The sequence below is a fragment of the Anaerococcus rubeinfantis genome, from assembly GCF_001487145.1.
GTDB classification, from domain to species: Bacteria; Bacillota; Clostridia; order Tissierellales; family Peptoniphilaceae; genus Anaerococcus; species Anaerococcus rubeinfantis.
In genome coordinates, this window is sequence record NZ_LN913016.1 from 648978 (window position 1) to 662263 (window position 13286).

Annotated in this window: 14 protein-coding genes and 1 tRNA gene; 13 read left to right on the plus strand and 2 right to left on the minus strand. The window is 29.7% G+C overall.

The window, feature by feature from the left end; all coding sequences use genetic code 11:
• Window positions 1–40: 40 nt before the first annotated feature.
• The 3 genes from BN3265_RS03980 (at window position 41) to BN3265_RS03990 (ending at window position 3910) form a co-directional block, all read left to right on the plus strand.
• The gene (locus BN3265_RS03980; protein ID WP_058990264.1) at window positions 41–1783 is read left to right on the plus strand and encodes a C40 family peptidase; all 1743 of its coding nucleotides are present in this window, start codon (window positions 41–43) and stop codon (window positions 1781–1783) included.
• Window positions 1784–1830: 47 nt separating this feature from the next.
• Window positions 1831–2628 carry a bifunctional 5,10-methylenetetrahydrofolate dehydrogenase/5,10-methenyltetrahydrofolate cyclohydrolase gene (locus BN3265_RS03985; protein ID WP_058990265.1) on the plus strand — a complete coding sequence of 266 codons (798 nt, stop codon included), beginning with the start codon at window positions 1831–1833 and terminating at the stop codon, window positions 2626–2628.
• Between the two features lie 67 nt (window positions 2629–2695).
• Window positions 2696–3910, plus strand: a complete 1215-nt coding sequence (locus BN3265_RS03990; RefSeq protein WP_058990266.1) for a carboxylate--amine ligase — start codon at window positions 2696–2698, stop codon at window positions 3908–3910.
• A 119-nt stretch (window positions 3911–4029) separates the two neighbouring features.
• Here BN3265_RS03990 and tpx read toward each other — a convergent pair whose 3' ends face one another.
• Entirely contained in the window at window positions 4030–4542 is a 513-nt protein-coding gene (gene tpx, locus BN3265_RS03995) for a thiol peroxidase (protein ID WP_058990267.1), read from the minus strand.
• A 154-nt stretch (window positions 4543–4696) separates the two neighbouring features.
• On the opposite strand from tpx, the gene BN3265_RS04000 reads away from it, so the two are divergent.
• From BN3265_RS04000 to uraA, 7 genes are all read left to right on the plus strand, one after another.
• Window positions 4697–5341, plus strand: coding sequence for a 50S ribosomal protein L25 (locus BN3265_RS04000; protein WP_058990268.1), 645 nt, complete (start codon window positions 4697–4699; stop codon window positions 5339–5341).
• A gap of 95 nt (window positions 5342–5436) precedes the next feature.
• Window positions 5437–6066, plus strand: coding sequence for a dTMP kinase (gene tmk / locus BN3265_RS04005; protein WP_058990269.1), 630 nt, complete (start codon window positions 5437–5439; stop codon window positions 6064–6066).
• Window positions 6063–6392, plus strand: a complete 330-nt coding sequence (locus BN3265_RS04010) for a cyclic-di-AMP receptor (RefSeq protein WP_058990270.1) — start codon at window positions 6063–6065, stop codon at window positions 6390–6392. Before tmk ends, BN3265_RS04010 begins: the two co-directional genes overlap by 4 nt.
• Window position 6393: 1 nt before the next feature.
• On the plus strand, window positions 6394–7224 hold the full coding sequence (locus tag BN3265_RS04015; protein ID WP_058990271.1) for a DNA polymerase III subunit delta': 831 nt from the start codon (window positions 6394–6396) through the stop codon (window positions 7222–7224).
• Window positions 7199–8017, plus strand: a complete 819-nt coding sequence (locus BN3265_RS04020; protein ID WP_058990272.1) for a PSP1 domain-containing protein — start codon at window positions 7199–7201, stop codon at window positions 8015–8017. The genes BN3265_RS04015 and BN3265_RS04020 overlap by 26 nt, the downstream gene beginning before the upstream one ends.
• 85 nt (window positions 8018–8102) lie before the next feature.
• Window positions 8103–8279 carry a ferredoxin family protein gene (locus BN3265_RS04025; RefSeq protein WP_058990273.1) on the plus strand — a complete coding sequence of 59 codons (177 nt, stop codon included), beginning with the start codon at window positions 8103–8105 and terminating at the stop codon, window positions 8277–8279.
• A 169-nt stretch (window positions 8280–8448) separates the two neighbouring features.
• Complete coding sequence (gene uraA / locus BN3265_RS04030) at window positions 8449–9714, plus strand: uracil permease (RefSeq protein WP_058990274.1); 1266 nt, start codon at window positions 8449–8451, stop codon at window positions 9712–9714.
• Between the two features lie 138 nt (window positions 9715–9852).
• On the opposite strand, the gene BN3265_RS04035 is transcribed toward uraA, so the two are convergent.
• A tRNA-Thr gene (locus BN3265_RS04035) sits at window positions 9853–9928 on the minus strand.
• A 138-nt stretch (window positions 9929–10066) separates the two neighbouring features.
• Between BN3265_RS04035 and tuf the strand changes: the two genes are divergently transcribed.
• The 3 genes from tuf to BN3265_RS04050 all read left to right on the plus strand — a co-directional run bounded on the left by tuf (window position 10067) and on the right by BN3265_RS04050 (window position 13243).
• On the plus strand, window positions 10067–11263 hold the full coding sequence (tuf, locus tag BN3265_RS04040) for an elongation factor Tu (protein WP_058990275.1): 1197 nt from the start codon (window positions 10067–10069) through the stop codon (window positions 11261–11263).
• A gap of 63 nt (window positions 11264–11326) precedes the next feature.
• Complete coding sequence (locus tag BN3265_RS04045; protein WP_058990276.1) at window positions 11327–12598, plus strand: putative glycoside hydrolase; 1272 nt, start codon at window positions 11327–11329, stop codon at window positions 12596–12598.
• 15 nt (window positions 12599–12613) lie between these two features.
• Window positions 12614–13243, plus strand: a complete 630-nt coding sequence (locus BN3265_RS04050; protein WP_058990277.1) for an HlyC/CorC family transporter associated domain-containing protein — start codon at window positions 12614–12616, stop codon at window positions 13241–13243.
• Window positions 13244–13286: the final 43 nt, after the last annotated feature.

The following is a 13286-nucleotide window of genomic DNA, read 5'->3' on the forward strand; positions in this document are numbered from 1 at the left end:
CATAACAGAGTAAAAAATTATATTTTGACGGAGGAAACAAATGAGTAAAAAAAATATTGGATCGACTATAGGAGTGTTGGCTGCAGTAACAATTGGCGCAACAGCTTACGCTTCAACGATTAACAATTTAGATAAAGAAGATCAATCAAAGAAAGTATTAGATAATAATGTATCTTTCATTGAAAAAGAATATGCGTCCAAAGTTAAATCTGTAAAAAAAGATTATTCTAATGAAGTTAAAAATACAAAATTTGCAGAAAAAAATGAAAATAATAAAGATGCTAAGCTATCAAAAGTTAGAAATTTAGCAGATCCTTCTATTTTTGAATCATCTAGTGAAGATGCTATAGTTGAAGCTGTAGATAAGAAAATAGAAGAAAATAAAGCTGAAGATAATAAGGAAGAAAATACAGTTGGCCAAGTTTTAGAAGAAAGCCCTATAATCGAAAAATTTGTAGCTGTAGACTCTTTAAATCTTAGGTCTTCAAAATCAGATCAAGAAAATAACGTAATAGATGTATTAAGTAAGAATACCAAAGTTAAAGGTATAGTTGAAGATGGTTGGTTAAAAACTGATAATGGATACATAAAATTAGACTTTTTATCTGATCAAGCTGTAGCAAATACTGAAGTAGTACAAGCAAGCACTGAAGAAATTATTGCCCAAGAAGAAGCAAGAAAAGCTGAAGAAGCAAAGGCCCAAGAAGAAGCTAAAAAAGCCGAAGAAGCAAAAGCTCAAGAAGAGGCAAGAAAAGCCCAAGAAGCAAAAGCTCAAGAAGAAGCTAAAAAAGCTGAAGCAGCAAAAGCTCAAAAAGAAGCTGAAAATCAAGTATCTCAACCAACAAGTTTTACAGGATGGGTAAATACCTATGCTTTAAACTTAAGAAGCGGTGCGAATACAGATTCTAACATACTTGGAGCTTTGACTAAGGGTGAAAAAGTATCAGGAACACTTGAAAATGGATGGTTAAAAATCAATCATAACGGTCAAGTTGCTTACATTGCATCTGATTACCTTTCAAATACAGAAGTTAAAAAGCCTGTAGTTGAAAATAAACAAGAAACAAAGGCTCAAAATGATCAACAAACTCCAGCACCTGCAAAACAAGAAAATAAAGTTCAATCTCAAGCATATACTGGTTGGGTTAATACAGCTGCACTAAACGTTAGAGCAGGAGCATCAACTTCAAATAATATTATTGGAAATTATACTATGGGAGATAAAGTTAGTGGACAGCTAGCTAACGGTTGGTTAAAAGTAAATTATAACGGACAAACAGGATATATAAGTGCAAACTTATTATCAAATACAGAAGTATCAAAACCACAACAAGTAGTGCAAAATAATAGACAAGCTAGCAATGTACAAGCTCAACAAGCATCTGCTCAACAAGCTCCACAAGTATCAGCAAGTGGACAAGCTGTAGCAAATATAGCATCATCTATGCTAGGTAGACCATATGTTTGGGGAGGAACAAGTCCTAATGGATTTGATTGTTCAGGATTGGTACAATATGCTTACAAACAAGTAGGAGTTAATTTGGCTAGAACAAGTTATGCTCAAGCAGGTAACGGATACTCTGTTAGCTTGAATAGTTTACAAGCAGGAGATATTTTATTATTCTCATACAATGGCGGAGCATCTATAGAACACGTAGCAATAGTTACTGATTCTAGTGGAAATTTTGTTCATGCTTCTACACCAAGTACAGGTGTTATAACTGGAAATATAAATGCTCCATGGTGTAAATCATCAATAGTAGGAGCTAGAAGAATATTCTAATAAACAATGATAAAACGTCCTTAGGGGCGTTTTTTTATGAGGAAAAAATGAGAATAATTAATAGTGATATTATTAAAAATAATTTAATAGAAAAAATAAATAAGCTTAATCATGACAAGAAGCTTCTTATTATTTCGCAAGGTAATGACTCTTCTGTTTTGCAATATAAAAATTCTATTATAAAAAGGTGTGATGAATTTAAGGTTAAATATGTAGATAAAAAATTTTCAAATAGAGATGATCACAATTCAATTTTAAATTATTGTAAAAATTTAAATGATATTGATGGATTTATTATATTGCAGCCCTTATCTGAAAAAACGGATTTTGTATTTCTTAGGGAAAATATGCCTTTTTTTGATCTCGATGGATTTACATATAGTTCTTTGGGAAAAATTATGGATAAAGATTTTACAAATTTACCTCAGACAGCTAAGTCATGTATAAGGTTTTTAGAGTTTTTAAAAGTTGATCTTACTGGTAAAGATGTTATTATAGCTAATTCAAATAATGTTATTGGAAAGCCATTATTTAATTATTTAAATGCAAAAAAAGCCACAGTCACTGTTTTTAATTCTAAAACTAAAAATCAAAGGGAGAAAATCAGAAATTGTGATATTTTTATAAGTGCTATAGGAAAGGCTAATTATTATAATAGAGATTATTTTAGGGATGGACAAATATTGATAGATGTTGGCGTAAGTTTTATTGATGGAAAAATGTTTGGTGACATTGATTATACTAGTATAGAAGGTTTAGATTTAGATGTAGTTACTTGTAGAAATGGTGTAGGATCTATTACTACTTTATCTTTATTAGAAAGTTTATTGTGTAGTAAAAATTAGGAAAAGTTTAGGGTATAATGATAGACATAATCAACTAATGTTAAATAAAATTGAAAGGTAGTAGTATATGAAAAATTTTAAACTTGTTATATTAGGAACAGATTTGAATGCCTATGGTGTTGCAAGAAGTGCACACAAGCTTTATGGTATAAAATCAATTTGTATGGGCATAAAACCTCTAAGAGATACGAGATATTCTAAAATTTGTGATGTATATACAAATGAAAATTTTGAAAATGATGATATATTTGTTGAAGAACTTTTAAAAATAAAAAAAATGTATCAAGATTATGATTTGATTCTGATTTCTTGTTCTGATGGTTATACTTCATTGGTCGTTAATAATAAAGAAAAATTGAAGGATTATTATTTAATTAATTATGTAGATAAATATACCCAAGAAAAATTAGAAAATAAAATAGATTTTTATAATATATGTGATAAATATGGGCTAGATTATCCTGACACAGTTATCACAAATGATAATACAAATGAATCTGTTAATAAAATCGAATCAAAATTGTCTTATCCAATAGCTCTTAAAGCTAATGATTCAATTGAGTATTATAATACTCATTTTGAAGGAAAGAAAAAAGCTTATAAAATACATGATAATTCTGAACTGGTTAAAACTTTAAATCAAATTTATAAATCAGGTTATACTGGTAAGATGATAGCTCAAGATTTTATACCAGGAGATAGCTCAGATATGTATGTTTTGAATGCTTATGTTGATAGTAATTCAAAAGTTAAAATGATGAGCCTTGGTAAGTGTTTACTAGATGAAGTTTTGCCACTTAATATTGGAAATTATAATGCAATTGTTACTATAGGAGATGAAAAAATTTACCAACAATATAAAAAGTTTTTAGAAGAAATTTCTTATACTGGATTTGCAAATTTTGATTTAAAATATGATGTTAGGGATGGAAAATATAAGGTATTTGAAATAAATATTAGGCAAGGAAGGTCTAGTTTTTATATGAATGCTACTAATAATAATTTCGTTAAATATCTTGTTGATGATTTGGTTTATAAAAAAGATGAACCTTGTTATTACGAATATGAAAATGGTCTTTGGTTGTATGTTGATCCATCTGTTTTAAAAAAATATGTGAATAAAAAAGATAAGGATTTAGCTTATAAAATGCTAAGTAAAGGATATGTATTTACAACTTGGTATGAAAATGATAAGAATTTTAAAAGATATTTAGCTTATATGAAAAGAAGAATTTCTACTATCAAATATTATAAAAAATATTTTAATGAACAAGCTTTGTGAGAATTATTATAATAAATTTAAGGGCAAACTCAATTTGGGTTTGCTTTTTATTATAAAAAAATAGCTAGATTATTCTAGCTATTTTTTGTGAATTTTTGTGATTTTAAAGATTTATTTTTTTATACTAATTTTTTTGCAGCTTCTATTGCAGCTTTATAGTCTGGTAGTTCTGTGTTTTGTTCTAGATATTCTACGTGAGCTAATTTGTTATCTTTGTCTACAACGAATACTGCTCTGTTTTGTAGTTTTAATTCCTTGATTAAGGTTGCATATTTTTCAGCAAAATCTAGGTAATTGTAGTCTGATACTGTTTTTACTTGGTCTATTCCTTTTGCTGAGCAAAATCTTGATTGTGCAAATGGTAGGTCGTTTGATATTGTTACAATTGATACGTCAGGACTGATTTCTGCAGCAGCCTTGTTGAATTTTGTTGTTTGAATTTCACAAACAGATGTATCAAGTGATGGTACTACTGAAAGAATTTTTATTTTTCCTTCTTCTTCCTTGTAAAAATTGTATTCTGATAAGTCGTTATTTATTGCTTTAAAATCAGGTGCAATATCTCCAACCTTTAATTCTTCTCCGATTACTGTGATTTCTTCTTCACCGAATTTTTTCTTTCTTTCTGTCATTTATACCTCCTAAATGTATAATTGTTTCTATATTTATATACCCAATTTTTTGATTTTTTTAAAAAAATTTAAATAATAATATTATTATTGTCAAATCCTTTTAAATAAGGTATAATTAATCAGTATGAAAGTTAGATAAAATAAGGAGGAAACAATGGCAGATATAGTTTTAAAAGCAGAAAATAGAGAAGCTGTCGGAAAAAATAAAGTTAATAAACTTAGACAACAAGCTATTGTACCAGGTGTTGTATATGGTAAAGATAAAGAAAATATAAATGTACAATTTACTTCAAGAGATTTTGAAAAAGTATTATCTCAAGCAGGTACATCTACAATTATTGACTTAGATCTTGATGGAGAAAAGGTACCAGTACTTATTAAAGATTATCAAATGCACCCATTTAAATCTCAATTTTTCCATGTAGATTTCCAAGCAATCAACGCAAAAGAAGCAATCAGAGTTACAGTTCCAGTTTACTTAAGTGGAAGAGATGATATTAGGGTTGAACCTTCAGTTCTTGTTCAAAATATTGATACTGTTGAAGTTGAATGTTTACCAATGTACATCCCACAATATGCTGAAGTTGTTGTAACTGAAATGCAAATTGGTGATGCTTTCACAGTTGCTGATCTTGATATTGCTAAAGATGAAAATATCAATATCCTACTTGAAGATGATGAAGTTGTTTGTTCACTTCAAGAACCTCAAGAAGAAGTTATTGTTGAAGATGAAGAAGGTGAATCTGCAGCTGACGTACCAACTGTTGATGAAACTGAAGAAAAAGAAGACGAAGAATAAGTCTAAGAAACAAAGGCCTTTATGGTCTTTTTTTTTGCGAAAATTTAATTTTTTTCAAATTTTAATCTTTTTTCAATTTATTGTATAATAATATTATGAAAGGTTTATTAATTGTATTTGAAGGTCCGGATGGTTCTGGCAAAACTACTGTTTTGGAGAAAGTTTATAATAAACTTTTGCAAGATGGGTATGATATATATAAGTTTAGAGAACCTGGCGGAACGGAAATTTCAGAAAAAATAAGAGAAATTATTTTAGATAATGAAAATGTAGAAATGTCAGCAAGGTGTGAAGCCTTATTGTATGCTGCAAGCAGGGCTCAATTGGTTGAAGAAAAACTAAGACCTTTGTTGGAAAAGGGATCAATTATTCTTTGTGATAGGTTTGTAATGAGTTCTATCTTATACCAAGGTATTGGAAGAGGTCTTGGTATTGACGAGGTTAAAAATATAAATGATTTTGCCATTGGAGAAATAAGAGCCGATTTAACTTTGTTTTTAAATATAGACTACAAAACTGCCATTGATAGGAAAAGGAGAAATTTCGTATCTGATCGTTTGGAAAATGAGGATGATTCTTTTCACAAAAAAACTTATGATGGTTATATTGATTTATCTAAAAAATTTAAGGATGAAATTATACCAATAGATGCTAATAAAGATGTAGAAACAGTTGTTAATAATTGTTTAGATGTAATTAAGACTTATTTAAAGGAGAAAAAATGAAACTTTTAATAGCTATAGTTCAAGATGCAGACGCAAATTTTTTGATGGATTCTTTGACAGAAAAAAGATATAGGGTTACAAAACTTGCGACAACAGGTGGATTTTTAAGAGAAGGAAATACTACTCTTCTTATAGGAATCGAAGAAGAAAATCTTGAAGAAGTAAAACAAATTATTGAAGATAATTGCAAAAAAAGAACAACCCAATCATCAGTTATAAATCCAACAGCAGATTCTCCACTTTTGGCAACAAGTGCGCCAGTAGATGTAAATGTTGGGGGAGCTACAGTATTTATTTTAGATGTTGACCAATATATAAGAATCTGAAATGACAGAGATTTTAAAAAATCAAATAGAAAATGACAAACTTTCCAATGCCTATATTTTTGAATCTAGAAATTCCACTTATAATCTAGAAAAGGCATTGGAATTTTCTACGAGTGTCTTTAACAAATATGGTATTGATACAAAGCTTGAAGAAAATCCTGATTTTGAAATAATTGAAAAAGATGAAAAAGAAAAAAATATAAGTATAAAAACCATAAGGTTTTTAATTAAAGATATGTATCTTAGACCTACAAATGGGAAAATTAAAATTTATGTGATTAAGGATAGTGAAAATTTGAGCATAGAAAGCTCAAATGCTCTTTTAAAAAGTATTGAAGAGGCAAAATCTTATATTATCCTTATTTTTACAGCAAATAATGCTCATAGCTTGCTCAAAACTATAAGGTCAAGATGTCAAATAATTAATTTTAAAAGTCAGGTGGAAAATGAATATGTAGATAGGGAAAAACTATCCTATATATTAAGTGAAATAATTTCTGGAAATTTTTCTTTTTATTATAAAAATAAGGATTTTTTTATCAAAGCGAAAGACTATAAAGAAGAATTATTTGGAGAAATTTTAAATTTTTTTAATAATTTGATAAAATTAAAATACTATACAGATAATTTAAATGAAAATCAGAAAATACTCTTTTATCTTAGAAAAATAGAAAAATTACCTTTTGATTCTATTGATAGGATAATAAAAAAAATTGAGCAAATAACAAAAGGATTAAAAAATAATGCAAATTTCGACATGTCAGTTGAAAATTTCCTTATTTTTATTTATAGAGAGGGGAAAAGTATTGAAGGTAGTAGGGATAAGCTTTAAAAAAACTGGAAAAATATATTATTATAATCCACTGGATTTTGACTTAGAAATTGGTGATAGGGTTATAGTAAACTCTAATTCTTGTATGGAGATGGGAATGATTAAAACTTCCATAAAAGAAATAAAAGAAGATGAGTTTGACCATGATTTAAATGAAATAATAAGAAAAGCCAATAAAAATGACCTTTTAACCGACGAAAAAAACAAGGAAGATGCCAAAGAAGCTGTAGAAATATGCCAAAAAAAGGCAGATAAGCTTGGCTTAAACCTTCATGCTATAGAAGCAGAATTTACCTTCGATAGAAAAAAATTGCTAATTTATTTTTCATCAAATAATAGGGTGGACTTTAGGAAATTAGTAAAAGAACTTGCATCAATTTATAGAAACAGAATTGAACTTAGACAAATTGGAGTAAGAGATCATGCAAAATTGGTTTCAAGTGTTGGAATTTGTGGACAAAAATGTTGCTGTGCAAGATTTTTGAGTGATTTTCAACCATTATCAATAAAAATGGCAAAAGAGCAAGATATAACCCTAGATCCAAATAAAATTTCAGGTCTTTGTGGAAGATTAATGTGTTGTTTATCCTACGAAAATGAAAATTATAAAATAGCCAAAAAAGCTATGCCAAAAGTTGGACAAAAAATACAAACAGAAGATGGAATAGGGGTAGTTGTTGAAAATAATTATGTTAAAGAAAAATGTAAAATAAGGGTTAGAATCGAAGAAGATGATACAGAAATCGAAAAATCTTACTGTCCAAAAGATATAAGAAGAGTAATGGATAAATAGAAATAAAAAATTGAGATTTACTATCATTTGACATTAATAAAATTAACTACTATAATAATGATATAAGAAATTAGGAGGTAAAATTATGGCTTATAGAATAGATGAAAATACATGTATATCATGTGGATCATGCGAAGGTGAATGTCCAGTTCAAGCAATTGAACAAGGAGACGCAGCTTACGTTATAGACGAAGATGCTTGTATCGACTGTGGATCTTGTGCAGCAGTTTGCCCAGTAGAAGCAATCTCACCAGCAGAATAAGATATATACATAAAAAATTTAGACTCAGCTTCGGCTGGGTCTTTTATTATGCCTAAAAATAAAATTTTATTTTTTTGAAATAAAATTTAAAAAATTAATAATTACAAAAAATATTGACAATTAATACAATTTTTGCTAATATAACTCTTGATGTATACAAGGAGGTATTATGAAAAATTCTAAAAAAATTTACCATGTAGAAGACAAGTTACCATTTAAATTGTTGTTACCACTTTCAATTCAACATACATTTGCAATGTTTGGAGCAAGTGTCTTAGTTCCTATTTTATTTAAAATAAATCCAGGAATTGTACTATTTATGAATGGTATAGGAACATTATTATTTATATTATTTACCAAAAAGAAAGCACCAGCTTATTTGGGATCATCATTTGCATTTTTAGCACCAGGAACAGCTATTATAGCAAGTCAAGGATTTCAATACGCTCAAGGTGCTTTTATTGTGGTCGGAATTCTAGGATGCTTTTTGGCATATATAATATATAAATTTGGAATCGGATGGATTGACGTAGTATTGCCACCAGCAGCCATGGGATCTGTTGTTGCCCTAATAGGATTTGAGCTTGCAGGAAACACAGTAACAGGCGGTTCAATCGGAGCAAACCTAATGACAGATACAGCAAGTTATAAAGATTTTATAATATTTGGAATTACCCTATTTACAGCAATTATCGGTTCAGTTTCCTTTAGAGGATTTTTTTCAACCATACCAATTCTAATTGCCATAGTGGTTGGATATATTTGTTCATTATTTTTTGGAATGGTAGATTTTACACCAGTTTTACAAGCAAAACTATTTACCCTACCAAACTTTTCAGCACCAAAATTTTCAATAGAAGCAATTCTATCAATGCTACCAGTAATACTCGTAATAACAAGTGAACATATCTCACACCAAGTTGTAACAAGTAATATTATAGGAAGAAATTTATTAGAAGATCCAGGCTTACACAGGTCAATATTTGCAGATAACTTCTCATCAGCCCTATCAGGATTAGTCGGAGGAGTTCCAACAACAACTTATGGAGAAAATATAGGAGTTATGGCAATAACAGGAGTATATTCAGTTCAAGTAATAGGAGCTGCAGCAGTTATATCAATATTAATGGCCTTTGTCGGACCACTTGCAGCCTTAATTCAAACAATACCTGGAGATGTAATAGGAGGAGTAACCTTCTTGTTATACGGAATGATAGGAACAAGCGGAATTAGATTATTAGTAGACCAAAAAGTAGACTATTCAAAATCAATAAATTTAATCCTAACCTCAACAATATTTATAGCAGGACTTTCAGGCTTATCAATAAAATTTGGATCCATTCAATTACAAGGTATGGTACTAGCTTCAGTAGTGGCAGTTTTACTATCAGCATTTTTAACCTTGCTAAGAAAATTAAATTTAATAAATCAATAGAATTTAAAAGAGACCAATAAAAAATGAAATCAATTCATATTTTAACGGTCTCTTTTAATTTAATAAATATAGTAAGAAAAACAAAGTCTATTTTAAAATTCAAAATTAAAGATTTTAAATTAAAAATGGGCAAAAAAATGGAGCCACTTCCCAGGATCGAACTGAGGACCTCATCCTTACCATGGATGCGCTCTACCGACTGAGCTAAAGTGGCACTGGAAATAATATACCATAGAAAAAATATTTTTGCAAATTATTTTTAAATATGCAAAATAAACGGTATAATGAATGTAATTGTAGTAAAAATATAAAATTTATGGTATAGTATTTTTATAATATTTAGGAGGAAATAATGAGTAAAGAAACATTTGAAAGAAGTAAACCACATATTAATATTGGTACAATTGGACACGTAGACCACGGTAAAACAACAACAACAGCAGCAATCACCCAAGCATTAAACAAAAAATATGGAACAGGTGAATACGTAGACTACGAACACATCGATAAAGCACCAGAAGAAAGAGAACGTGGAATCACAATCAACACATCAGTAGTAGAATACGAAACAGAAAACAGACACTACGCACACATAGATGCACCAGGCCACGCTGACTACGTTAAAAACATGATCACAGGAGCAGCCCAAATGGACGGAGCAATCCTAGTAGTATCAGCTGCAGACGGTCCAATGCCACAAACAAGAGAACACATCCTACTAGCAAGACAAGTAGGAGTACCAAAAATCGCAGTATTCCTAAACAAAGAAGACCAAGTAGACGATCCAGAACTAATCGAATTAGTAGAAATGGAAGTAAGAGATCTACTATCAGAATACGACTTCGACGGAGATGATGCACCAGTAATAGTAGGATCTGCATTAAAATCATTACAAGAAGGCGGAGAAGGCGAATGGTCAGACAAAATATTAGCTCTAATGGATGCAGTAGACGAATACTTCGACATACCAGAAAGAGATAACGACCAACCATTCCTAATGCCAGTAGAAGACGTAATGACAATCTCAGGAAGAGGAACAGTAGCAACAGGAAGAGTAGAAAGAGGAACCCTAAAACTAGGATCAACAGTAGAAATCGTAGGATTAACAGACAAAACAAGAGAAGTAGTAGTAACAGGAATCGAAATGTTCCACAAATCACTAGACGTAACAGAATCAGGAGATAACTGTGCATTACTACTAAGAGGAGTACAAAGAAACGAAATCCAAAGAGGACAAGTAATAGCAGCACCAGGCTCAGTACACCCACACACAGAATTCGAAGGTCAAGTATACGTACTAACAAAAGAAGAAGGAGGAAGACATACCCCATTCTTCTCAGGCTATAGACCACAATTCTTCTTCAGAACAACAGACGTAACAGGAGATATCCAACTAGAAGAAGGAACAGAAATGGTAATGCCAGGAGACAACGCAACATTCAAAATCAAATTACAAAAACCAATCGCTCTTGAAGAAGGATTAAGATTCGCAGTAAGAGAAGGTGGAAGAACAGTTGCTTCAGGAGTTGTTTCTAAAGTAATTCAATAATATTATTTAGAGCGAGTCTTTTAGACTTGCTCTTTTTTTAATTTATTTTGGCTAGGAGTTTATATGAAAAATAAAAAAATATATTTATTATTTTTGTTTTTAATTTCTATTACTTTCTCATCTTGCTCTTTAAAAAATGACAAAAAACAAGATGATAGTAATTCATTTTCTAATATAAATTCTAATTTAACTATAAATAATAAAAAAGAGAAAAAAACCAAAGGAGAACCTTATCTTGTTGGAGTTGCACCTGATGATTATAATATGGATTATGATACTTCTAGGTTAAAGTCATTGAATGAAAAAAAATCTAAATATTATCCAAAAGATGGGGTCAAAGGTATATATTTAAATCCTTATTCGGCAGCCGATCCAAAAACTTATAAAAAAATCCTTGATTTAATTACTAGTACAAAACTTAATACAGTTGTTATTGATGTCAAAGATGACTGGGGCAACATTACTTGTGATTTTAAATCTAATGATAAGGATATAAAGTATGCTACTGATAAAATTATTGATGCAGAAGATTTTATCTCAAAGATGCACTCAAAAGGTATATATGTGATTGCTAGGATTACAACTTTCAAAGATTCTGTAATTTCTGAAAAACATCCTGATTGGGGCTTTAAATTAGAAAATGGATCTTTGTTGGTAAATGGACTTGGAGAATCTTTTATTAATCCATATATGGATGAGGTTAGAAATTATAATCTAAAAATTGCTGAACTAGCAGCACAAGTCGGATTTGATGAAATTCAATTTGATTATGTTAGATTTGCTGAAGGATTTGAGAATATGGGCGATGATTTAGATTATTCTAAAGGAAAATGGGAAAATATTAATATGAAAGATGGTGACAAGAGGGTTGATGCCATCACTAGTTTTGTAAAAGAGGCAAGAGAGATGCTTCAAGACTATGATACTCCATGTGGGGTTGATGTTTTTGGCTATTCTATGCAGGTTGGAAGAGCTGATGGAATCGGTCAAGATTTTAAAGAAATTTCTAATCAAGCGGATGTAATGAGTTCTATGATTTATCCATCTCATTGGGGATTTTATTCTTTTGATATTGAAAAGCCGGATCTAGAACCTTATGAGCTTGTAAAAAGATATTTAAAAGAAGAACAAAAAGAATTTTCTGAAATTGAACATAAGCCTCAATCAAGACCTTGGATTCAAGATTTTACAGCTTCTTGGATTGGAAGTGGAAATTATATGGAATATGATAAGGAAGCTGTCGAAGCTCAAATAAATGCTATCTATGATTCTGGTCAAAATGAATTTTTACTTTGGAATGCAAGTTCAAAATATACAAAGGGCGTTGATTATTAAAAGAAAGTAGATTTTATGGAAAAAAAAATAAAGGAAAAAATTGAGGTGGCTATTAAAGCCGTTGAAATTGTTATATGTATAAGTATTTTATTTTCTTTAATTTTGTCAATACCGATTCTTGTTAAATATGCAATTTCTGTAATTAAGGCTTCAGATTTTAAACAAAATTACGATTTGTTAAATGAATTTTTGAAATTTGCACTTTTATTGGTTGTGGGAATTGAGCTAATTGAGATGATTTTAACCAGATCTCACGAAGCTATCCTCACCTTGATTTTATTTGTAATAGCTAGGAAAATGCTTTTATATTCAGTAGATTTGCTTGATATTTTAGTTGGATCTTTATCAATAGGATTAATATTTGTTATAATAAAATTTGTTGTTAAAGATGATAGCTTAATGGCAAAAATTGATAATACTTATTCGGCTGCTATGACAGTAAAAAAGATAAAACAAGATTACAAATTAGATATACCTCAGGATATGTCAAACACTTTGGGTGGTTTGGTTTATGAAATTGCTAAGCTTGAAGGTATAAATGAATTAAAAGAAAATACCAGGCTAATATATGGATCTTATAAATTTAAGATTATAAGCATGAAAGATGGGGTTATTAAAAGAATTAGAATTGAAGAATTAAAATAATATAAAATGGACTGTTGCATAATTATGATTATTCATAGTTTTG

Coding starts and splice junctions, on each gene's coding strand:
- BN3265_RS03980 (WP_058990264.1), top strand. CDS start 41: ATGAGTAAAAAAAATATTGGATCGACTATAGGAGTGTTGGCTGCAGTA.
- BN3265_RS03985 (WP_058990265.1), top strand. CDS start 1,831: ATGAGAATAATTAATAGTGATATTATTAAAAATAATTTAATAGAAAAA.
- BN3265_RS03990 (WP_058990266.1), top strand. CDS start 2,696: ATGAAAAATTTTAAACTTGTTATATTAGGAACAGATTTGAATGCCTAT.
- tpx (WP_058990267.1), bottom strand. CDS start 4,542: ATGACAGAAAGAAAGAAAAAATTCGGTGAAGAAGAAATCACAGTAATC.
- BN3265_RS04000 (WP_058990268.1), top strand. CDS start 4,697: ATGGCAGATATAGTTTTAAAAGCAGAAAATAGAGAAGCTGTCGGAAAA.
- tmk (WP_058990269.1), top strand. CDS start 5,437: ATGAAAGGTTTATTAATTGTATTTGAAGGTCCGGATGGTTCTGGCAAA.
- BN3265_RS04010 (WP_058990270.1), top strand. CDS start 6,063: ATGAAACTTTTAATAGCTATAGTTCAAGATGCAGACGCAAATTTTTTG.
- BN3265_RS04015 (WP_058990271.1), top strand. CDS start 6,394: ATGACAGAGATTTTAAAAAATCAAATAGAAAATGACAAACTTTCCAAT.
- BN3265_RS04025 (WP_058990273.1), top strand. CDS start 8,103: ATGGCTTATAGAATAGATGAAAATACATGTATATCATGTGGATCATGC.
- uraA (WP_058990274.1), top strand. CDS start 8,449: ATGAAAAATTCTAAAAAAATTTACCATGTAGAAGACAAGTTACCATTT.
- tuf (WP_058990275.1), top strand. CDS start 10,067: ATGAGTAAAGAAACATTTGAAAGAAGTAAACCACATATTAATATTGGT.
- BN3265_RS04045 (WP_058990276.1), top strand. CDS start 11,327: ATGAAAAATAAAAAAATATATTTATTATTTTTGTTTTTAATTTCTATT.
- BN3265_RS04050 (WP_058990277.1), top strand. CDS start 12,614: ATGGAAAAAAAAATAAAGGAAAAAATTGAGGTGGCTATTAAAGCCGTT.